Source organism: Empedobacter sp. GD03861, from assembly GCF_029840885.1.
Taxonomy (GTDB): Bacteria; Bacteroidota; Bacteroidia; order Flavobacteriales; family Weeksellaceae; genus Empedobacter; species Empedobacter falsenii_B.
Genome location: NZ_JAOCDJ010000004.1, coordinates 78,495 through 98,901, shown reverse-complemented (window position 1 = coordinate 98,901; position 20,407 = coordinate 78,495). Strand labels below are relative to the sequence as shown.

21 protein-coding genes and 1 tRNA gene are annotated in these 20,407 nt (G+C 30.9%); 14 read left to right on the top strand and 8 right to left on the bottom strand.

From position 1 onward, the window contains the following. Positions 1–141: 141 nt before the first annotated feature. Positions 142–1,191 (bottom strand): phytase, encoded by a 1,050-nt coding sequence (locus N5D03_RS03485; RefSeq protein ID WP_280050946.1) that lies wholly within the window; start codon positions 1,189–1,191, stop codon positions 142–144. 6 nt (positions 1,192–1,197) lie between these two features. Continuing rightward, a complete protein-coding gene (locus N5D03_RS03480; protein ID WP_280050945.1) occupies positions 1,198–4,011 on the bottom strand; it encodes a TonB-dependent receptor in 2,814 nt (937 codons plus the stop codon). A 181-nt stretch (positions 4,012–4,192) separates the two neighbouring features. Between N5D03_RS03480 and N5D03_RS03475 the strand changes: the two genes are divergently transcribed. Next, on the top strand, positions 4,193–5,722 hold the full coding sequence (locus N5D03_RS03475; RefSeq protein ID WP_280050944.1) for a SulP family inorganic anion transporter: 1,530 nt from the start codon (positions 4,193–4,195) through the stop codon (positions 5,720–5,722). A 30-nt stretch (positions 5,723–5,752) separates the two neighbouring features. Here N5D03_RS03475 and N5D03_RS03470 read toward each other — a convergent pair whose 3' ends face one another. Next, positions 5,753–6,244 (bottom strand): DinB family protein, encoded by a 492-nt coding sequence (locus tag N5D03_RS03470; protein ID WP_115000407.1) that lies wholly within the window; start codon positions 6,242–6,244, stop codon positions 5,753–5,755. A gap of 218 nt (positions 6,245–6,462) precedes the next feature. On the opposite strand from N5D03_RS03470, the gene N5D03_RS03465 reads away from it, so the two are divergent. From N5D03_RS03465 to N5D03_RS03445, 5 genes are all read left to right on the top strand, one after another. After that, on the top strand, positions 6,463–8,103 hold the full coding sequence (locus tag N5D03_RS03465; protein WP_280050943.1) for an AMP-binding protein: 1,641 nt from the start codon (positions 6,463–6,465) through the stop codon (positions 8,101–8,103). Positions 8,104–8,201: 98 nt separating this feature from the next. Continuing rightward, a complete protein-coding gene (locus tag N5D03_RS03460; RefSeq protein ID WP_125349474.1) occupies positions 8,202–9,371 on the top strand; it encodes a sigma-54 dependent transcriptional regulator in 1,170 nt (389 codons plus the stop codon). Between the two features lie 10 nt (positions 9,372–9,381). Continuing rightward, positions 9,382–9,810, top strand: a complete 429-nt coding sequence (locus N5D03_RS03455) for a hypothetical protein (protein WP_038330520.1) — start codon at positions 9,382–9,384, stop codon at positions 9,808–9,810. After that, a complete protein-coding gene (locus tag N5D03_RS03450; protein ID WP_038330521.1) occupies positions 9,807–10,325 on the top strand; it encodes a hypothetical protein in 519 nt (172 codons plus the stop codon). The genes N5D03_RS03455 and N5D03_RS03450 overlap by 4 nt, the downstream gene beginning before the upstream one ends. Before the next feature lie 52 nt (positions 10,326–10,377). After that, complete coding sequence (locus tag N5D03_RS03445; protein WP_038330524.1) at positions 10,378–10,836, top strand: GNAT family N-acetyltransferase; 459 nt, start codon at positions 10,378–10,380, stop codon at positions 10,834–10,836. Between the two features lie 36 nt (positions 10,837–10,872). Here N5D03_RS03445 and N5D03_RS03440 read toward each other — a convergent pair whose 3' ends face one another. Further along, complete coding sequence (locus tag N5D03_RS03440; protein WP_038330727.1) at positions 10,873–11,922, bottom strand: nucleoid-associated protein; 1,050 nt, start codon at positions 11,920–11,922, stop codon at positions 10,873–10,875. Positions 11,923–12,153: 231 nt separating this feature from the next. On the opposite strand from N5D03_RS03440, the gene N5D03_RS03435 reads away from it, so the two are divergent. Both N5D03_RS03435 and N5D03_RS03430 read left to right on the top strand, forming a co-directional pair. Next, a complete protein-coding gene (locus tag N5D03_RS03435) occupies positions 12,154–12,510 on the top strand; it encodes a hypothetical protein (protein ID WP_280035867.1) in 357 nt (118 codons plus the stop codon). A gap of 112 nt (positions 12,511–12,622) precedes the next feature. Further along, positions 12,623–13,012, top strand: coding sequence for a DUF6515 family protein (locus N5D03_RS03430; protein WP_280035869.1), 390 nt, complete (start codon positions 12,623–12,625; stop codon positions 13,010–13,012). A 60-nt stretch (positions 13,013–13,072) separates the two neighbouring features. On the opposite strand, the gene N5D03_RS03425 is transcribed toward N5D03_RS03430, so the two are convergent. After that, positions 13,073–13,146, bottom strand: a tRNA-Met gene (locus N5D03_RS03425). A 115-nt stretch (positions 13,147–13,261) separates the two neighbouring features. On the opposite strand from N5D03_RS03425, the gene N5D03_RS03420 reads away from it, so the two are divergent. Both N5D03_RS03420 and N5D03_RS03415 read left to right on the top strand, forming a co-directional pair. Next, the gene (locus N5D03_RS03420; protein WP_038330532.1) at positions 13,262–13,645 is read left to right on the top strand and encodes an START-like domain-containing protein; all 384 of its coding nucleotides are present in this window, start codon (positions 13,262–13,264) and stop codon (positions 13,643–13,645) included. Between the two features lie 11 nt (positions 13,646–13,656). Continuing rightward, positions 13,657–14,466 (top strand): aminotransferase class IV, encoded by an 810-nt coding sequence (locus tag N5D03_RS03415; protein ID WP_280050942.1) that lies wholly within the window; start codon positions 13,657–13,659, stop codon positions 14,464–14,466. Between the two features lie 4 nt (positions 14,467–14,470). Here N5D03_RS03415 and N5D03_RS03410 read toward each other — a convergent pair whose 3' ends face one another. Next, positions 14,471–15,022 carry a YqgE/AlgH family protein gene (locus N5D03_RS03410; protein WP_280050941.1) on the bottom strand — a complete coding sequence of 184 codons (552 nt, stop codon included), beginning with the start codon at positions 15,020–15,022 and terminating at the stop codon, positions 14,471–14,473. A 75-nt stretch (positions 15,023–15,097) separates the two neighbouring features. Here N5D03_RS03410 and pdxH point away from each other — a divergent pair, with 75 nt between their 5' ends. From pdxH to N5D03_RS03390, 4 genes are all read left to right on the top strand, one after another. Continuing rightward, positions 15,098–15,745 carry a pyridoxamine 5'-phosphate oxidase gene (gene pdxH / locus N5D03_RS03405; protein WP_280048899.1) on the top strand — a complete coding sequence of 216 codons (648 nt, stop codon included), beginning with the start codon at positions 15,098–15,100 and terminating at the stop codon, positions 15,743–15,745. 173 nt (positions 15,746–15,918) lie between these two features. Further along, positions 15,919–16,185 (top strand): transposase, encoded by a 267-nt coding sequence (locus N5D03_RS03400; protein WP_114998212.1) that lies wholly within the window; start codon positions 15,919–15,921, stop codon positions 16,183–16,185. Positions 16,186–16,205: 20 nt separating this feature from the next. Next, entirely contained in the window at positions 16,206–17,102 is an 897-nt protein-coding gene (locus N5D03_RS03395) for an IS3 family transposase (RefSeq protein ID WP_114998210.1), read from the top strand. Beyond that, positions 17,089–17,979 (top strand): hypothetical protein, encoded by an 891-nt coding sequence (locus tag N5D03_RS03390; protein ID WP_280050940.1) that lies wholly within the window; start codon positions 17,089–17,091, stop codon positions 17,977–17,979. Before N5D03_RS03395 ends, N5D03_RS03390 begins: the two co-directional genes overlap by 14 nt. Positions 17,980–18,476: 497 nt before the next feature. Here N5D03_RS03390 and N5D03_RS03385 read toward each other — a convergent pair whose 3' ends face one another. Further along, a complete protein-coding gene (locus tag N5D03_RS03385; protein ID WP_280035608.1) occupies positions 18,477–19,055 on the bottom strand; it encodes a hypothetical protein in 579 nt (192 codons plus the stop codon). Between the two features lie 77 nt (positions 19,056–19,132). Next, the gene (rocD, locus tag N5D03_RS03380; protein ID WP_125349481.1) at positions 19,133–20,365 is read right to left on the bottom strand and encodes an ornithine--oxo-acid transaminase; all 1,233 of its coding nucleotides are present in this window, start codon (positions 20,363–20,365) and stop codon (positions 19,133–19,135) included. Positions 20,366–20,407: the final 42 nt, after the last annotated feature.

Below are 20,407 nucleotides of genomic sequence, written 5' to 3'. Positions count from 1 at the left end.
AATTTTCATAAAGTTTGTTTTGATTGGCTTTGTTTACAAAAAAATATAAGTGCAAATGATGTTATATTGACAAAAAAGGTGCTGCTATATAACTAAAAAATCCGAGCTATGAGCTCGGATTTTTTATGTGTGAATGTATAATTATTTTGCTTGTTTATCAATTTCGTTTTGAATTATTTGCCAATCATAGATTTGGAATGTTTTTCCATTGCTCATAGCAACAAAGAAACCTTTTGGGAATTTAGTTCCAAAATTGAAGTTTATAGCATCAGCTCCGTCACATTCGATAGTAGAAACTGGGATTTTAGCAATCAATTTGTGTTCATTCGGATTTGAAGCTTCACCTTGTCGTTTGTATACATTAAAATAATTTGCTTGTTGATCCGAAATTAAGATATAGCCATCTGTTGCATTGGTTTTATAAATTGCAATTCCTTCGTGGTCGCGTTTAAAATCTTTTTGCCCAAAAAATGCAATTTCTTCGTTTCCTTTTTCTGGATCAGCATAATATTTTCTAATTCCTGCTGTTTCGTCAGCATAATAAATAAAGCCTAATTCTTCGTCAACTGCAATGGCTTCAATCTCTTTATTACCCGAATAATTTCCAAATTTGCGTACTAAAGTTGCTTCTATTTTTCCGTTCTTGTTTTCTAATGCATATTGATGTAGGTATTCGCCACTTACACCGTCTTTACGACCAACGATTGCATAAAACTTGTTGTTTTTGCTTTTGTAGAGCGCAATTCCCATTGGGTCTCGTAATGTTTCGTCTTTGAAAACTTCGACTCCGCCATCGTCAATCAATTTAAAATCTGGAAGCGAAACAATTCTAATTTTATTGTTTGCACGTTCGGTAAGTACTGCAATGTCTACGTTTTTTCCATTCAGAGGAAAACCGTACATAACATCTACATTATTTGGACGATTAAGTGGAACGATTTGGTTTACGATTTTACCATTCAAATCATAGGCATATAAACCGCCCGTTTCTTCTTGTTTGTCTGTTCCAATAATAAGTGATTTTTCAGGATTCTGATAATTGATCCAAATTGCAGGATCATCAGTATCATTTGGTGTTTGCTGTGTTGTAACAGTTGGTTTTACTGCATTTGTAGGAATTGGAGCCAGTTTAGAGGATTCACAAGAAAATAGAATAGTGAAGAGTGATAATGTGATGAATATTTTTTTCATAATTGTTTAGAAATCAAATTTTAGGCCCATGTTAAATCGAGGTTGATAATACTCAACTTGTTTCAAACGATCAGAAACACCTTGATAATAACGTAATGGCTGATTTGTTAAATTATTTGCTTCAACAAAAATACGTAAATATTTATTGAATTTATAAGAAGCATTAGCATCAACAAATAATTGTTTATCATAATATGTGTCTTCATCAGCATTTCCTCCAACCTCATCAAGATAAGCAGAAGTATAGTTCATAGAAACACGAGCAGTAAAGTTTTTATTCTCCCAAGCCAATGATGCATTAAACATATGAGGTGCAGCTTTTGGTAAATTTAAATCATTTCGAACCTCTCCATCTTCATTTGTAATTCCTTTGGCTTTAGATTTTGTGTAAGTATAATTAAGGTAAACACCAAGATGTTTAAAAAATTCTCCTGGTATAAAGTCTAATTGTCTTTGAAAAGCAACTTCGAATCCCCAAACATTCACGTGATCTCCATTTCTAGCTTGTTTATATTGCCAAGTTTCACCTTCAGGAATTGGATTAGCTAAATTTGGATGTAATTGAGCAAAATCATTTGATGAAAAATTATTATTTCTATATGTATAAATAAAATTATTCAATCTTTTATAAAAGAAACCTCCAGAAACAATTCCAATTTTATCGAAATAATTTTCAGCCATAATATCATAATTATAAGCATAAGTTGCTTTTAAATCTGGATTACCTTCAGCTATTTCATAGTTTTCTTGTACAACGTTTACATAAGGAACCAATGCATAATAATTAGGACGGGCAATTCCTGTTGTAAAAGCTGCTCTTAGAATAAAATCTTTTGTAAAATTATGTTTTAAAGTGATACTAGGTAAAACATTCAAATAATCATTTTTATTAGAAATTTGACTTACTAGTTCTTCTTCATTCTCTACATAATTTCCTGTATAATCAATATTTGTATTTTCAAATCTAACACCAGTAATAATAGATGTATTTTCTGATAGGTCTTGATCCCAACGTATATAACCTGCTGTAATTCTTTCTTTGGCTTTATAATTACCAGATAAATATTCTGAAGGATCTAAAGTTGCTTTAAATAAAGATGAATTAGTTAAATCCAAACTTCCTAGATAAGTATTAGAAACAAATGTTCCTGGAATATATTTAGAACCCGGATTATATCCATTCCCACTATAATATGATGTAGGTGTGTTTGCTAAATTACCTAAACTGTTAACTGGTTTATATGAATAAAAAATATCATTTCTTTCTTTTTCTTTTATACGTAAACGTCCTCCAAATCTCAATCTACCTTTTTGATTAGATATAATACTAAATGGAACTCTAAAATTAATTTTTGCTCCAAATTCAGATTCATCAGTATATCTTTTACTTTCTGTTATTTTCCCTAATGAATAATTGGCTGGATTATCATCTCCTACAGTAGTAACTAAAGGATAATTTCCGTCTGATAAATCTTCATTTAAATTTACATTTTTCTGACGATAATCAATATAACGTTCATGTGGTCTATCTTCACTTGCCTTAGAATAAGATACTCCCCAATCCATATCAAGAGAAGAAGAAAGTAAATGTTCTCCTCTTAAAGAAAGATTATAAACTCTTTGATCTTCTAAACGAGCATTTTTATTTCTGCTATTATCAATACCTCCTTTAGTCTCTCTACGAATTTCTCCTGTATAACCTACAACATTACCATTATCATCAAATACTTGTTTTATTCCATTATATCGTGTTCTATATCTATTTTCTCTATCATCTCTCCAATTATACATTGCAGTAAAATCAATACGATTATTTTTATTAAATTTATAATCAGAAGATAAAGAAACACTTCTTCTTATACGTTGTACATCATATTTACGTACATCCATTTGTGATACATAGAAATCATTATTATCACCTTTTTTCCAAACAGATTCTATATTATCAGAACCATAATTCTGTTGCTGATAACTTCCAGAAGCTACAATACCAAGTTTATTATTAAAAAATCGATTTCCATATATAAATGCAGTATTATATAAACCTTTATTTCTAATTGGGGCAAATCCTCCAGATGCTGTTAAAGAAATACGTTCTTTATTTGGTACAGCACGAGTAATTAAATTTACAGCTCCTCCAATTGCATCACCATCCATATCTGGAGTTAATGTTTTATTTACTTCTATCGTAGAAATCATATCAGAAGGAATCAAATCCATTTGTACGTTACGATTATCTCCTTCTGCAGAAGGAATACGATCTCCGTTTAACATAACAGAATTTAATTCAGGAGATAAACCTCTAATAATTATATTTCTTGCTTCACCTTGATCATTTTGCATAGTAATTCCAGGAACACGCTTTAAAGCATCACCTACATTAGCATCTGGAAAACGACCTACTTGATCAGAAGATATTATATTTGTAATATTGCCATTACTCTTTTGTTGATTTAATGCTTTAGCTTGTCCTTTTAAATAATCACCTAAAATAACAACTTCATTTAACTCTTGTAAACCACTCGAAAGAGAAAAATCGATAACAGTATTATTATGTTCAGTAACTTCTATTTGTTGTGATGTTGTTTCGTAACCTAAGTAATCAATATATACAGTATATACACCAGGTTTCAAATCCAAAAACTGATAATTACCATTTTTATCAGATACTGTATATTTATTAGAATTTTCTATACGTAATGTAGCTCCTGGTAACGAAAATTGATCGTTAGAATCTACAACTTTTCCTGAGATAACACCGCTTTGAGCCAAAACGAATGGACCTAGAATGAATAAGGAGAGTTTTAAAAGATGTTTCATTAAAAATTAATTTCGTCAAAAATACATTTGCTATATATCCTAATTGTTAAATATTTATTAAGAAATATTTAACAATTATAAAATTTCTTCAATGATTAGTAAGTAATTTGATATTTAATCTAGCTTTTTACTAATTTTAGATGCGTAGTAATTGTTACTTTTGCATGAAATAAAACTTCTGATGTCGATTGCTGAATATTTAAAATTCAATCAAAAAATAAATTATAAAAACGAAATATTAGCCGGCTTAACTGTTGCTATGACAATGATTCCTGAATCGCTTTCGTTTGCAATTTTAGCTGGTTTATCACCTTTAATTGGTTTGTATGGTGCATTTATCATGGGAATTGTAACGGCGGTTTTTGGAGGAAGACCAGCGATGGTTGCGGGTGGAGCAGGTGCTACCGTTATCACTTTAATCGCGTTGAATGCTACGTATGGTGAGCAATATATTTTTGCTGCGGTTGCTTTAGCAGGAGTTTTCCAGATAGTAGTTGGTGTTTTCAAATTAGGAAGATTTGTTCGTTTAATTCCTCAACCTGTTATGTATGGCTTTCTAAATGGTTTGGCGGTTGTTATTTTTATGTCACAAATAGAACAATTCAAATCAACTACGAATGGAATAACGAGTTGGTTGAGTGGTACACCTTTTTATACGATGGCTGGATTGACGCTAATTACAGTTCTGATAGTTTATTTCTTTCCGAAATTAACGAAAATTATTCCAGCTTCTTTGGTTGCAATTCTTGTGACTTTTCTATTGGTAATCGGATTTCATATTGATACAAAGACTGTTGGTGATATTGCGAGTATCAAAGGAGAACTGCCAAGTTTTCATATTCCGAGTGTTCCGTTTACGTTAGAAACCTTGAAAATTATTTTGCCTTATTCAATTATTATGGGTTCGGTTGGATTAATCGAAACTTTGCTAACGCTTACGTTGGTAGATGAAGTGACTGAAACGAAAGGTTCGTCGAATAAAGAATGTTTGGCGCAAGGTGCTGCAAATATTACAAATGGATTTTTCGGTGGAATGGGAGGTTGTGCAATGATTGCTCAGACGTTTGTTAATTTAGATGCAGGATCTCGCTCGAGATTAGGACCAGCAATTGGCGCAATAACAATCTTGATTATTATTCTAATTGGCGCTCCAGTGATTGAGAAAATCCCAATGGCAGCACTTGTTGGTGTAATGATGATGGTTGCAATTTCGACTTTTAAATGGGGCTTTTTTAAATTAATAACAAAAATGCCAAAATCGGATGTGTTTGTGAGTATTTTGGTGGCGATTATCACGATTGTGTTACATAATCTTGCTTTGGCTGTTTTTGTTGGTGTTATCGTTTCAGCTTTGGTTTTTGCTTGGGATAATGCAAAACGTATTCGAGCACGAAAAACTGTGGATGAAAATGGACGAAAAATATATGAGATTTATGGACCACTTTTCTTTGGTTCGACTTCTACTTTTTTAGAGAAATTTGAAATTAATTCTGATCCAAGAATAATTGTTATAGATTTGAAAGAGAGTAGAATAGTTGATATGAGTGCAATTGAATCTTTACATATTATTACATCTAAATATGCACAACAAGATAAAATTGTAATTTTGCGACATTTGAGTAAAGATTCTATTCGATTATTAGAAAATGCAAAAAGCGTTATTGAGGTAAATATCGAAGAAGATCCAACTTATAATGTGATGCCGAAATAAAAAAGTCAGCTTTTTAGAAGCTGACTTTTTTTATAAATATCGTTCATTAATTACATTCATATGATGGATGGAATGACCAGCCATTACATAACCGATTTTCTCAACAGAATACTCTCGATTACCAACTTTTCCTATTTTGTTTAAAGTTTGATCATTAAAAGATTCAAACTGAAAGTAAGTTGCTTTCATCAAATTAGTCCATTCTTTTATCAACTCTTCAGGCTTTCTTTCATTTGCGTTCGAATTCAACACATAGGCATTTTTATCAAAGAAATTCAACGTTTGAGAATCTTCTCTCGCAATATGTTGCGCACGATAAGAAAAAATACGTTCACAATCTATACAATGTTGTATCATTTCTTTGATCGTCCATTTACCTTCTGCATATGCATAATCCCATTTATCTAATTCTGTTACAATTATTAATGTTTTCTTGATGTCAGCAATACGTGTCTGTAAAGCATCTACAACTTCTATTCCATCGTAAATAGAAGTATAATTGTCGTGGTTTATTGTATTCATTTTTCAGTAATTTTTTACAATTTAAGGATAATTTGATGGAGTTATTTTAAGTATTTGTTAAAAATAAACCTTCATTTTTTTGAATTCATTTTTGATTTTAATAAAAAAATACGATTCTTTTAGAAATCATAAATCTTGTATTTGATAAATTTATTTTCCTGAAAATCGTTGTTAAGTTTGAGTTGGAAAGTAATTTTAAAAACATAGAATATAAGCGCATGATTTCTAACTTATCATACTCAAGTGGTGCATCACAATATCCTCTTTTAGGAGAAACAATTGGCGAAAATTTACGAAATACAGTTGCAAAATATCCGCAACAAGAGGCTTTGGTTTGCGTAGATCAAAATTATAGAGCGACGTATACAGAATTTTATTCACAAACCGAACAAATAGCAAAATCATTGATTGCAATTGGTTTGCAAAAAGGAGATCGCGTAGGTATTTGGGCGCCAAATCGTGCGGAATGGACATTGTTACAATATGCAACGGCCCGTGGGGGAATGATTTTGGTTAATTTGAATCCTGCTTATCGTGAAAATGAACTCGAATTTGTATTAAATCAAGCTGAAATTTCTGCAGTTTTTGCTTCTTTAAGCTTCAAAACAAGTGAGTATAAAGTGATGTTGAATAATGTAAAAGAGAATGCGAAATTACTAAAACATATCATTATTTTTGAAGAAAATTGGGATGATTTTTTGATTAAAGGAGAAGAAATTTCGACTTCAGAAGTGCATCAAATAGAGCAATCTGTTCAGTTTGATGATGCTGTAAATATTCAATATACATCTGGAACAACAGGCTTTCCAAAAGGAGTAACTTTAACGCATCATAATTTATTGAACAATGGTTTTTTTATTGGTGTTCGATTAAATTATACGCATCGTGATCGTGTTTGTATTCCTGTTCCATTTTATCATTGTTTCGGAATGGTAATTGGTAATATGGCGTGTACTTCGCATGGCGCTTGTATGGTAATTCCTTCGGATAGTTTTGATCCAGCAAAAACATTGAATGCAGTCGAAATGGAAAAATGTACATCGCTTTATGGAGTTCCGACTATGTTTATTGCGGAATTAGAATTACCAAATTTTGATCGTTTCGATTTAACATCTTTGAGAACTGGTGTAATGGCTGGTTCGCCTTGTCCGATTGAAATTATGAAGAAAGTGCAAGCTAAAATGAATATGAAAGAAGTTTCGATTTGTTATGGGATGACAGAAACTTCGCCAGTTTCTACTCAAACCATTATAGGAACACCTTTAGAAAAGCAAGTTTCGACAGTTGGAACGGTTCAAGATCATTTAGAAATTAAAATTATAGATCCGCAAACAGGAGATATTTTACCTCGTGGAATTGCTGGTGAATTTTGTACAAGAGGTTATTCCGTCATGCAAAAATATTGGAACAATCCGGAAGCAACTGCGCAAGTTATTGACGAAAATAATTGGTTGCATACTGGTGATTTAGCGACTATGGATGTTGATGGTTATATTAATATTACTGGACGAATTAAAGATATTATTATCAGAGGAGGAGAAAATATTTCACCAAAAGAGATTGAAGATTTTTTGTACGAACATGAATCAATTTCTGATGTTCAAATTATTGGCGTTCCAAGTATCAAATATGGAGAAGAAGTAATGGCTTGGGTGAAAGTGAAAGATGGTATTAGTGTAACAGAAGACGAATTGAAGGCTTATTGTTTATCCATTGCTCATTTCAAACGTCCTAAATATTGGAAGTTTGTACAAGAATTCCCTATGACTATCTCAGGGAAAATTCGAAAAATAGAAATGAGAGAAGTTTCTATAAAAGAATTAGGTTTAGAAAATGCACGAAAAGTGAAAACATCTTAAAAAAAGTATTAAAATCTATATCAAAAGTAGACTCAAAAATAATAATTTCAATTATCTTTGAGTCTATTTTAATTTTACAAAAATAAACGATCTAAACGATGTCAAATATCTTATTAATCGAAGATGAACAGGCAATTCGCAACGTTTTGAAAAGCATTTTAATGGACGAAAATCCAAAATGGAATGTGGATGAAGCTGAAAACGGAGCTATAGGGCTTGAAAAAATAAAAGAAAAAGAATACGACTTAATTATAAGTGATATAAAAATGCCGTTGAAAGATGGGATGGAAGTTTTATCGGAAGCGATGGAATACAATCCTGATTTAACAATGGTGATGATAACGGGGCACGGAGATGTTGATTTGGCTGTAGATGCGATCAAAAAAGGTGCGTACGATTTTATTTCAAAACCACCAGATCTTAATAAATTATTGACGACTGTTCGTAATGCTTTAGACCGTAAATCGTTGCTGTCTTCGAATAAAGAATTGAAGAAAGAAAATAAAGCTTTAAAGAAAAAAGTTGCTAAAAAATATGAAATGATTGGTGATGCTCCTGCAATTGCAGAAGTAAAACAAATTATAGATAAAGTGGCTGCTACAGACGCTCGTGTATTGATTCTTGGTCCAAATGGAACAGGTAAAGAGTTGGTTGCTCATCATTTACACGAGAAAAGTAATCGTAATGTAAAACCTTTGGTTGAAGTGAATTGTGCGGCAATTCCAGCGGAATTAATTGAAAGTGAATTATTTGGTCACGTGAAAGGGTCGTTTACCGGAGCTGTGAAAGACAAACAAGGTAAGTTTGAATTAGCAAATGGAGGAACAATTTTCTTAGATGAAATAGGGGATATGAGTCTTTCTGCTCAAGCAAAAGTTTTGCGTGCGCTACAAGAAGGAAAAGTTTCGCCAGTTGGTTCTGAGAAAGAGATTAATGTAAATGTTCGTGTAATTGCTGCAACAAATAAAGACTTACGAAAAGAGATTGAGGAAGGTCGTTTTCGCGAGGATTTATACCATCGTTTAGCGGTAATTATCATTAATGTTCCAGCACTTAATGATCGTAAGGATGATATTCCTGCTTTGGTTGAACATTTTATTACTGATACAACAAGTCAAAAATCTTTTGATAATTCAGCGTATGATGCTTTGAAAGAATTAGATTGGTCAGGAAATATTCGTGAGTTAAGAAATGTTGTTGAACGTTTATTGATTTTGGGTGATGATCCAATTTCGAGAAAAGATGTTGAACAATTCGTGAAAAAATAATTCATCTCAGATGAAAAAGATTTTCTTTTTGCTATTTATCAGTCAACTCTTTTTATTTTCTTGTAAAAAGGACAATGTAGAAGTGGATAAAAGTTCAGATAGCTTATCGCATGAAGATGTATTGTCTTTAGAAAAAAATTCTGTTTTTACAAATGAAACGCTTGTTTATAAGGGTGTTTTTGAAGGAAAATATTTTGGGGATAAAATTGTTTTGAAATTAGCAGATGATAAATTTACTGCTGAATACAAAGGTCAATCTTATAACGGAGAATTATTCAAAAAAGATGATGGATCGTTGATGGAGATTGATTCAAAAAAGAAAAAATTACCTTTTCAATTTTTACGTTGGTCGGACAATTCGGAGATTATGATTCTCAATGAAGATGGAATGGCTGATGATAATGGTGAAAATTATTTAACAAGAATTTCAGACAAATGAAAATAAAATTTACATGGATTTTAAGTCTTATTGCAATTACTTTTTTAGTAAGTTGTAATTCTTCTTCAGCCAGTAAAAATGATGAATTAGGAAAACGTTTTTTCGAAAATTATTCATCTCGAAAAGATTACAAGAAAATGTTGTCTTTTTACAATGATAGTTTGGTATATGAAAATGTAGCACAATATTCGGGAGGTTCTACGGTAGATCCGCGTTATTTATTGAATGATATTATTCGTTGGAGTGATCAAACGATGCAATATGAAAATAATAAATTATTGAAAGTAAATGAATTATTTTCTAACGATTCGATGATTATTGCAAACGGAGAATTTTCGCCTTATACCTATAATGGAATGAAGTTTCCAGCGATGAAATTCACGACATATTTGTATTTAGATCAAAATTCGAAAATCAAAAAACAAGTTGATTGGTTTAATTATCCAATTGAGGATATTATAGAGTTGTATCAATTGCAACAAGGTCAAGACAAAATAAAACTAGATAAACAATAGTTTTTAGTAAATCCAGTTAGAGTTTTTTAACTGGATTTTTTTATTTTTAGATATGATAAGAATTGCCGTAGAAAATGATATTCCTGAACTGAAAAGAATGATGATAAAATTGTTACAACATCATCAAGAGTTTAATGCATTGTATCAAATAGATTTGACCTACAAACATGATATTGATGATTTTTTCAAGGGAATTTTACATCAACAGAATATAAAAATATTTGTAGCCGAAATAGAAAATCAGTTGACGGGATATATTATTTGTTCGAAACATCTTCGTCCGAAATATTTTGTGATTAAATCAAAAGGAAGAATAGATTCGTTGTATGTTGATGCAAATTATCGCAATCAAAACATCGCTTCTAAATTGGTTAAAGAAGCGATAAATTTCTTGAACGATCAAGCATATATTGAATTAGAATTTACAGCTGAAAATCAATTTGCAAAAGGTTTTTGGCTGAAAAATGGTTTTGAGATTTTGAATCATCAATGTATTTTGAAATTGAATTAATATCAAAAAAAAAGCTCCAAAATAGGAGCCTTTAATTTATTGTTCAGAATTGAAATAGACTTTATAATAATACATTTTCTTTTCTTCGTCAAAACCACGCTCCAAATATTCTTCAGCTGCATCAGGATTTGTCAAATCTAATTTGATGTTAATCTTTGTATCTAATTTAATTTCACTTTTAATTTTCTTAGATTCTTTCATCAAAGTTGGAACTGAAACTTCGAAAGCTTCCACAAATTCAACACGATTATTTTCGCTATAATCTTTCTTATATTCTTTGAATTCATCAATAATTTCGAAAGGTTTCAAAACTTGATCTTCAAAAATTTCATTCGTTACAACTTCATTCGAATTCAACACATTTATCGAATTTGAGATAAATTCTGCTTGTTGTTTTTTGTCTGTTTTATCCAAAAGAAAATCATTCGAGAAATCTGTAATCAACTCCATATATTTCTTCGTATGGTAATTGTTATCCTTAATCAAATCAATTTCCAAGAAATTTTTCTTCCAATATTCTGACTCCACATTTTTATCATCGATAGAGTAGACGCGGAAACCTTCGTCGCGATAAGCATCAAGAATAAGACAGGCTTTGTCGATTCCTTCTAGCTTATAACCTTTCCAAATGTTGTAATCTAAACCACGTGATTCGTCAAAACGCAAGAATTTCTTCTTATTCTCTAATTTATAAATTCCAATTCCACGGCAAGGAATTCCGTCGAACATCATATTTTCGAAAAGGGCAATAAAAACTTCACCACTTTTGATCTGCGGATGTAATGATTTCTCGTATAAATGACTTAAAACTTCTTGCGAAAAATCGATAAAATCTATTTCTTCATCAAACATTTGCTTGCATTGATTGTACAAAACATTAAATTCTAATTTTTCTGTATAATGCGTGAAACGATTAATTTCGAGTGTTTTTTTGAACGGACTTAATAAGAAAGGAACCAATTGTTCTTCCTTAGATTCATCGTATTCTAGTGTTTTATCGGCAAAAATGTTAGCTTCTTCTCGAACTTTATGTCCAACTTTTTGTAAACTAATAAAGGCGATGTAAGCATTTTTAACGTCAATCATTTTATATAATTTCTTAAAAACAAAAGTAATCAATTCAGAAATCAATACAAACGATGTCAGGAATAAAAATATTTAACAAAATTGTCAAACAAAATTGTTAATGCAATTCATTGAATTTGAATGGCTTATAAATTATTTTGATTGTTATAACATTTTCTATGGTTTAAACTTATAATTATGGCACGGAAATAGTATTAGGAGAAATGTCTTAATTTATTAAAAAGTTGGGTGATGAAAAAAATTAAATTTACACTTTTAGGAGTAGCTTTTACAGCCATGTTAGCTGTTGGTGTAAATGCTCAAGATAGAGGTCAAAGAGGTGGTGAGAGAAGTTCTTCTTCAAGAGAAGCAACTTCAAGAAGTCAAGGGAATGGACGCTCTGAAATGGCTAGAACAGAAAATAGAACTAGCCGTATTGAAGGAAATAGAACAGAAAGAATAGGTCGTGGAAATTCTACGAATGAATCTTGGAAAAATTCTACAAATAGAACAGAACGTGAAACTAGTACACGTATAGATAGAAATAATACTGCTATTGTAGGTAGCAGACCAAGTTCTAATAAAGATTGGAATAATAGTAAAAAATAGCCAAGGAAATCAAGGCAATAGATCTGAGAGTTTAAAAAACAGAGATTTCTACAACAATCCAGTTCGTATAAATTCTAGCTCATACAACAGAGGAAACCGACCAGTTTCTAATGTGAATGTAAGAAACTATAACAAGTATTCGTATAACAGTTATAACTTCTACGGAAACAATGGTATTTACTATCGTCCTTATAACAATGGATATGTGAGATATATGCCATATGTAGGATTTAGAATTAATATTTTACCAGTAGGTTATGTAACAATTAATATTGGTAATAGAAATCCATATTATTTCTACGAAGGTGTTTATTACAGCCCAAATAGAAATTATTATGAAGTAGTTCAAGCTCCACTAGGTGCTATCGTATATGCGTTACCAGCAGGATATGAAAGAGTAGATTATGGAGGAGAATATCTGTATGAATTTGGAGGTGTTTTGTACCAAAAAATTTACAATAGAGGAACAAGAGCTTATCAAGTAGTAGGTTATTTAGATTAGTATAGGTTTTAGTAGTTAAGTAAAAGCCCAAACAGATTGTCTGTTTGGGCTTTTTATTTGTAGCGAAGAGCAGAATCGAACTGCCGACCTCAGGGTTATGAATCCTGCGCTCTAACCATCTGAGCTACCTCGCCTAAATTTTAATTTTTGCAAAGGTAATTTTTTTTAGATTTTATAACAAAACTTATTTTGATTTTCTTTGGTAGATACAATTCATTTTATATCTTGCGACTTCAATAAAATAGAATTATGCCAAAAAAGAAATATCAAGTAGAATTTTCAATCAAGTCTTCACCGTCTTTGCTATATAACTATATTTCAAACCCTTCAGGTTTATCAGAATGGTTTGCAGATAACGTAAATTCTCGTGGAGAAAAATATACTTTTATTTGGGATGGACACGAAGAATCTGCATTTTTGATGAAATCTAAGCAAGATGGATACGTGCGCTTTCAATGGGAATATGATGAAGATACAAAATATTTCTTCGAATTAACAATTGTAGAAGACGATTTAACGAACGATGTATCATTAGTTATTACAGATTTTGCTGATGAAGACGAAGTAGAAGAATCAAAACAATTGTGGGAAAGTCAAATTGAAGATCTAAAAAAAATCTTAGGATCTGTTTAAAATCTATTATTTTGAAAATTAACTTAGGTGGCGTTATTGTCGAAAAAGCAAATGCAGAAATAGGAATTCAGAACAGAGCTTTTCGTAATGGTGATGCTGTAAAAGAAATTTTGCGATTTGTAAATGGTGAAATTATTGATTGGGAAGATCATTATTTCAATTTAATGGCTTCTATGCGTATTTACCGCATGAATATTCCGTTAGATTTTACACCAGAATTTTTTCAAGAACAAATCAATTTATTAGCAGAAGCAAATCAGACCAAATCAGGGAAAGTAGAATTTTTTGCGTTCAGAAATGATGAGGAAGATTATCTAAAAGCATCCATCAATTATTTGATTTCTATCGAAAATAGTGAAAATGATTGGGAGTTTTTACAAGCTGAAAACGAGATTGATGTGTACAAAGATTATGCAATCAATACTGCATTTTACTCACTTGTGAATACGTATCGTCCAGAAGAAAATATTGCAGAAATCTATCGTTTAGAGAATGATTATGCTGATATTATTTTGCTAAATGCAAACAAAAAAATGGCACGTTCTTTACGAGGAAATATTTTTGTGGTGAATGGAGAAACGATTCGTACGCCGAAAAAAGAAGAAGGTGTTATTACAAGTGTTTTGAGAAATAATTTCATTACAAAAATTAATAAAGCCGAAGAATTTAAAGTAGAAGAAGTAGAAATTTTTCCATTCGAAATTCAGAAAGCAGAAGAAGTTTTTATTTTGATTGATGGAGTTGGAATTTTACCAATTACCAAAAATCGTAAAAAAGAATACACTTTAAATAAAACAAAATCGATTTTTAAGTATTTATAATCGATTAATTCATAGAAGGATCAGCGGGGGTGTTTAGCCAAATCAAGTTTTCACCTCCAAGCTGTTTCATTAATTTTTTCCACAAATCAGCATCCCAACGCTCAAAAATATCAAAATCCAAATCTGTTACAGCCCACGAATTATCGTTTAATTCATCTTTGATTTGCTTTGGTGCCCAACCACAATATCCAATAAAAAACTTGATTTCATCTTGACTAATCAAATTCTGATTTACTGCATCACGCACATCTTCATATACGCCAGACCAATATAAATTTTCAGTAATTTTTTCACTATTTCTGATTAAATCAGGTCGTTTGTGAATATAATAGATGTTTTCTTTATCGACAGGTCCACCTTCAAAAACAATAGATGCAGACTCCATTTCAGATACAAAAATACTAATCGGAATATGAGAAGAATGATTAAGAATAAAACCAATACTTCCAGATTCTAAGTGTTCTGTAATTAAAATTACACTTCTCTGAAAAATATCGTTACTTAATGTTGGTTTTGCGACCAAAATAACTCCTTTTTTTATACTTTTGATAGACATTTTTGTTTCGGTTTTGTTACGTGAAATCTTAACGAAATATACAATTAGCTGTTTAAAAATATAAAATAATCATTAATGAAACAAGATTTAAGTTATAAAAGAAAAGTTTACGAAAAACAGTCGATGAATTTTGATTCGTTAAGAGAAAATCCGATCGAACAATTTCGTGATTGGTTTCTGCAAGCTGAAGAATCGGATGGAGTGGATGAAGCAAATGCGATGTCTGTTGCAACGATTGGTGAAGATGGATTTCCGAGAACGCGTGTTGTTTTATTGAAAAGATATACGGACGAAGGTTTTATTTTTTATACGAATTATAACAGTCAGAAAGGAAAAGCTTTATTAGAAAATCCGAAAGTTTGTTTGTCATTTTTTTGGCCATTTCTAGAAAGACAGATTATTATAAAAGGTGTGGCTGAAAAAACTTCGGATAATAATTCGGATGGATATTTCGAAACACGTCCAAGAAGTAGCCAGTTAGGTGCTTGGATTTCGGCGCAAAGTTCTGTGATTGATGAGCACGAAGATTTGACGGCAGAGGAATTGGAATTAGAAAAAAAATACGAAGGAAAAGAAATTCCTCGTCCAGCACATTGGGGAGGTTTCTTGATTCGCCCAACTGAGATAGAGTTTTGGCAAGGACGTCCAAGTCGTTTACACGATAGAGTTCGTTATGTTTTACAAGACGATTTTGATTGGAAAAAAGAGCGTTTAGCACCTTAAGATATAAAACAAAAGCCTCTAATTAAGAGGCTTTTGTTTTTGATGTATAGTCTAATAATGGTTCGTATTCTTTTAGGAAAGCAGCTTTTTTTTGAAACAATAAGTTATTTGAAACTGTAAGCTTCCCCAAAATTAGAGTCATTTATAATTATAGTTTATAAATTTATAAAACTATGAAGAACAGTAAATATTCGGAAGTTCAGATTATCAAGATCTTATCTGAACAAAATTTTGGAAAAACGGTCAATGAAATTTGTCGTGATCATGGAATTAGTCAACCTACTTTTTATAATTGGAAGAGTAAATATGGTGGATTGGACGTTCAACACCTCACTAAAATGAAGGAAATGGAGAAAGAACTCTCTCAGTACAAAAAGATTGTAGCAGAACTAACGCTAGAAAATGTTGTGATGAAAGATGTGATTTCAAAAAAGCTTTAACGCCTTCTGAGAAACGAGAACTGGTCACTTATTGCAGCTCACAATACGCAATGAGTACTCGTAAGGCGTGTAAAGTTTTCCTCATTTCCAGTTCGGTTTATTTTTATAAAAAGAAACCCAATAATGAGGATGATAAAATTAGGGAAGAATTAGTTTTGCTTTCAGAGCAGCACTACACATGGGGATTTTGGATGATGTATCACAGGCTGAGAAATCGTGGATTTGGATGGAATCATAAACGAGTTTACAGAATATATACCTCTCTGAAATTAAATCTTAGAAGTAAACGTAAAAAACGTCTTCCAGCAAGAGTAAAAGAGCCTTTATTGCGACCAATTTACCCAAATGTAACTTGGAGTATGGATTTTATGCACGACACCTTAGAGTGTGGTAAAAAAGTAAGAAGTTTGAATATTATAGATGACTTTAATAGAGAAATTTTAACCATTACAATTGACACTAGTTTACCTTCATCAAAGGTCATTTCACAGCTAAAGCAACTTGTAGAATGGCGAGGAAAACCTGATAAAATAAGAGTAGATAATGGACCAGAATTTATTGCAGAAAAATTAAAAATTTGGTGTCTATCAAATCAGATTGTTCTACAATATATTCAACCAGGAAAACCAACACAAAACTCATTAGTAGAAAGATTTAACAGAACTTTTCGAACAGAATTTTTAAACGTTTATCTCTTTGAGAATATCAAACAGATGAAAAATTATGCTGAAATTTGGATGTGGATGTATAATAATGAGCGACCTCATAGTGCGCTACAATACCTTACTCCCAGAGATTTTTTGTTGAAATATGGAAAAATAAATAATGAAAAAAAACAAGATTTTCCTACATTCAAACAAAATTATAATAAAAATAATCAATTATTAAATAAAAACTCTATTTTTGAATGTACCTAACAAAGGGAAGAGTACAGAGTTAATTATGAAAAAATGTCCGTATTGTGCTGAATTAATAAATGATGAAGCTATAAAATGTAGATATTGTCAAGAGAAGTTTGACGATTCAATGAATAAATCTTTATTAAATATTCTTAATTCTTCTAAAGATAAATTGTTTAAAAAGTATTCAGAATACAAAGAAAACAAGATGAGCCATTTAGTGTTACCTACAGATGAAGAATATTGGCTTATAGGAGATACTTATTTTTTTTTAAATGATTTATCTATTAAAAATGTAGGCGAGTTAAAATATGATGAAATAATTTCAGTTTATTTTAAAGCAGAATCTACTACAAGAAATTTTATAACTGATAGAAATATATTTTTCGGGGTTATTATTTATGCTATTGACGAACAAGATAATAAGACTAATGAGGTAATAGAAGTACCTTTAATCAGTAGAAAATTCGAATTTCATAAACTTGATAAAAAGGCATTTGAAACAGTTATTTTAATATATCATCATATTGCTAAAATCACTTTTAAAAACCGATTAAATTTTTATAATAAACAATTATTAGATAAACAATATTTTGCTTATTTAGGTTTTAGATTTCAGGTTGATGGTAAAGTTTATAACAATAAGAATAAATTAGTAGCTGATTTATCAACTATAAGTTTAGATGATGTAAGTTTTTCTAGTGAATGGTCTGGTTTAAAATCTTCTCAAGAAAATCCGTACGAATTTAAAATACTTAACGGACTTCCTCAGGTAAATATATTATTTGGTTTATTTCAGTCTGGACATAGTTTTAAATTGGATACCATTCAAGATAATGATATTATCAATTTAATAATCTATAATTTTATTATAAATAAAAAATATATAGAATAATCAACTGAAAACTTAAGATTTTGTTTTTCAAAACATTAATAGCAAATTAATATTTTTGTTTATATAAAAAAAAAGCTTTAGCTTTGAGTAAAGCTCTTTGAGAAGTATTTCTCGAGGGGCTTTTTTTATGTATTTTATTTTGGGTACAAATGAAGTATAATAATAGAAAAGAAAATAGGCAAAGCGTAAAAAATAGTAACGCTGGGTATAAAATATTGTTTAACAAAAAAAGTGTTGATCTGTCGGCAAACGTTCCAACACTTTTCTAAAATTTCAAAATTATGAAACATGTACTACCTTTTTTAGAGGAATATTACTTTCTAATTATGATAGGATTTGGGTTAGTAAAAGTGATTTGTACTATCATTAGAACTACCAAATCTTGTAAAGATTGTAAGTAATGGAATGAACCGAGTTATTATAAGTAACTCGGTTTTATTTTACCAAAGTTATAGATTTTTTTGCTGGTTCTGGAGGTGTAGCTGAAAAAATAATATTTAAATTATAGTCGGAATAGAATACTTAACATAAACAAAATTATACACCAAAACAATTCGGGTTAAATTATTGATTTTAAAGTAGTGCCGTTTTGAATAAATACCTTCACACAAACCAACGCCAATGGATAAGTTTTTTCTTGTTGGAAAAACTAAACTTTGCAAATTGTTCGAATAGGAAACATATGCATTTACATCATCAATAATAAATACTTTTTTGGGATGTTTTGTGCCAACTTTATCTGCGGTTGCTTTTATTAATTTGAATAATTCTGGTTGATCCGTTTCAAAAATTTCAATTCCATTTGTAGCTGTTTTTTTGAAAATATTTAGAATAAATTTAATATTATAGTAAACGATTAAACCTCCTAAAGCCAACAGTCCCAAACCTAAAAAAATGGTAATCCACATTGGTTTAGCAATGACGATAGCGATTCCTCCACAAACACAAATTATGAAAATGATGATGCTCAAAATTGTAGAAAAGAAGAGAGTAATCAAGAAAAGAGCAATCCATACTGCCGATTTTTTTTGCGCCTTTTTGTACGTTTCGGAAACGTTTATTTTAAAAGAATTCATAGTGTTAATTAAAGTTTCGAATATAAAAAAACCTGATGAAATTTCATCAGGTTTTTTCTATATCATTTTATTGTTGATTATTTATTAAACTCTTGTGCAGTTTTACGAATAATCGCTAAACATTCGTGTAATTGTTCTTCGTTCATCACTAAAGGAGGAGCGAAACGAATGATGTTTCCGTGTGTAGGTTTGGCTAATAATCCGTTGTCTTTCATTGCAACACAGAAATTCCATGCTGTTTCAGATTCTGGTGTATCGTTGATTAAAATTGCATTTAATAAACCTTTTCCACGAACTGATTTGAATAATGGAAATTCTTCAGCCATTTTCGTGATTTCTGTTCTAAAAATTTGTCCTAATTTTTCAGAATTTTCAGCTAATTTTTCGTCCAAAACAACTTGCAAAGCTTCTGTAGCAACAGCCGCAGCTAATGGATTACCTCCATAAGTAGAACCGTGTTGTCCTGGTTTGATGACATTCATTATTTCATCATTTGCTAAAACTGCAGATACTGGATAAGCTCCACCTGAAACGGCTTTACCTAAGATTAAAACATCAGCATCAATATTTTCGTGATCGATTGCTAACATTTTTCCTGTACGTGCGATTCCTGTTTGAATTTCGTCCGCGATAAATAAAACATTATGTTGTTTACATAATTCTTCACAAGCTTTCAAATATCCTTCAGAAGGTACATTAACACCAGCTTCTCCTTGAATTGGTTCTACTAAGAATCCACAAATTTTATCTGCTTTTTCTTCTAAAATTTGTTTCAAAGCTTCAACATCATTGTATTCTACAGCTTCGAAACCACTTGTGTAAGGATTGAAATTTTTACGTGCATCTTCATCATTCGAGAAAGAAATAATAGTAGTTGTACGACCATGGAAATTGTCTTTACATACTACAATAATCGCTTCACCAGTTGGAATTCCTTTCTTTTCGTAACCCCATTTACGAGCAATTTTTAGCGCTGTTTCTACAGCTTCTGCACCCGTATTCATTGGCAATACTTGATCGAAACCGAATAATTCTGTGATAAATTTTTCGTATTTTCCTAATTCCGCATTATAAAAAGCACGAGAAGTTAACGTTAATTTTTCGGCTTGATCTTTCAACGCTTTAATAATTCTAGGATGACAGTGACCTTGATTAACAGCTGAATAAGCTGATAAAAAGTCGAAATATTTTTTTCCATCAACATCCCAAACGTAAACACCTTCACCTTTTTCCAATACAACTGGAAGTGGGTGATAGTTATGCGCTCCGTATTTTTCTTCTAATGCAATTAATTCTGCTGATTTTTCCATGTAATGATTTGTTTTTGTTTGTTCGTAATATTTTATAAAAAA

Coding starts and splice junctions, on each gene's coding strand:
- N5D03_RS03460 (WP_125349474.1), top strand. CDS start 8,202: ATGTCAAATATCTTATTAATCGAAGATGAACAGGCAATTCGCAACGTT.
- N5D03_RS03440 (WP_038330727.1), bottom strand. CDS start 11,922: ATGATTGACGTTAAAAATGCTTACATCGCCTTTATTAGTTTACAAAAA.
- N5D03_RS03400 (WP_114998212.1), top strand. CDS start 15,919: ATGAAGAACAGTAAATATTCGGAAGTTCAGATTATCAAGATCTTATCT.
- pdxH (WP_280048899.1), top strand. CDS start 15,098: ATGAAACAAGATTTAAGTTATAAAAGAAAAGTTTACGAAAAACAGTCG.
- N5D03_RS03410 (WP_280050941.1), bottom strand. CDS start 15,022: ATGTCTATCAAAAGTATAAAAAAAGGAGTTATTTTGGTCGCAAAACCA.
- N5D03_RS03475 (WP_280050944.1), top strand. CDS start 4,193: ATGTCGATTGCTGAATATTTAAAATTCAATCAAAAAATAAATTATAAA.
- N5D03_RS03445 (WP_038330524.1), top strand. CDS start 10,378: ATGATAAGAATTGCCGTAGAAAATGATATTCCTGAACTGAAAAGAATG.
- N5D03_RS03435 (WP_280035867.1), top strand. CDS start 12,154: ATGAAAAAAATTAAATTTACACTTTTAGGAGTAGCTTTTACAGCCATG.
- N5D03_RS03385 (WP_280035608.1), bottom strand. CDS start 19,055: ATGAATTCTTTTAAAATAAACGTTTCCGAAACGTACAAAAAGGCGCAA.
- N5D03_RS03480 (WP_280050945.1), bottom strand. CDS start 4,011: ATGAAACATCTTTTAAAACTCTCCTTATTCATTCTAGGTCCATTCGTT.
- N5D03_RS03485 (WP_280050946.1), bottom strand. CDS start 1,191: ATGAAAAAAATATTCATCACATTATCACTCTTCACTATTCTATTTTCT.
- N5D03_RS03450 (WP_038330521.1), top strand. CDS start 9,807: ATGAAAATAAAATTTACATGGATTTTAAGTCTTATTGCAATTACTTTT.
- N5D03_RS03455 (WP_038330520.1), top strand. CDS start 9,382: ATGAAAAAGATTTTCTTTTTGCTATTTATCAGTCAACTCTTTTTATTT.
- rocD (WP_125349481.1), bottom strand. CDS start 20,365: ATGGAAAAATCAGCAGAATTAATTGCATTAGAAGAAAAATACGGAGCG.
- N5D03_RS03465 (WP_280050943.1), top strand. CDS start 6,463: ATGATTTCTAACTTATCATACTCAAGTGGTGCATCACAATATCCTCTT.
- N5D03_RS03420 (WP_038330532.1), top strand. CDS start 13,262: ATGCCAAAAAAGAAATATCAAGTAGAATTTTCAATCAAGTCTTCACCG.
- N5D03_RS03470 (WP_115000407.1), bottom strand. CDS start 6,244: ATGAATACAATAAACCACGACAATTATACTTCTATTTACGATGGAATA.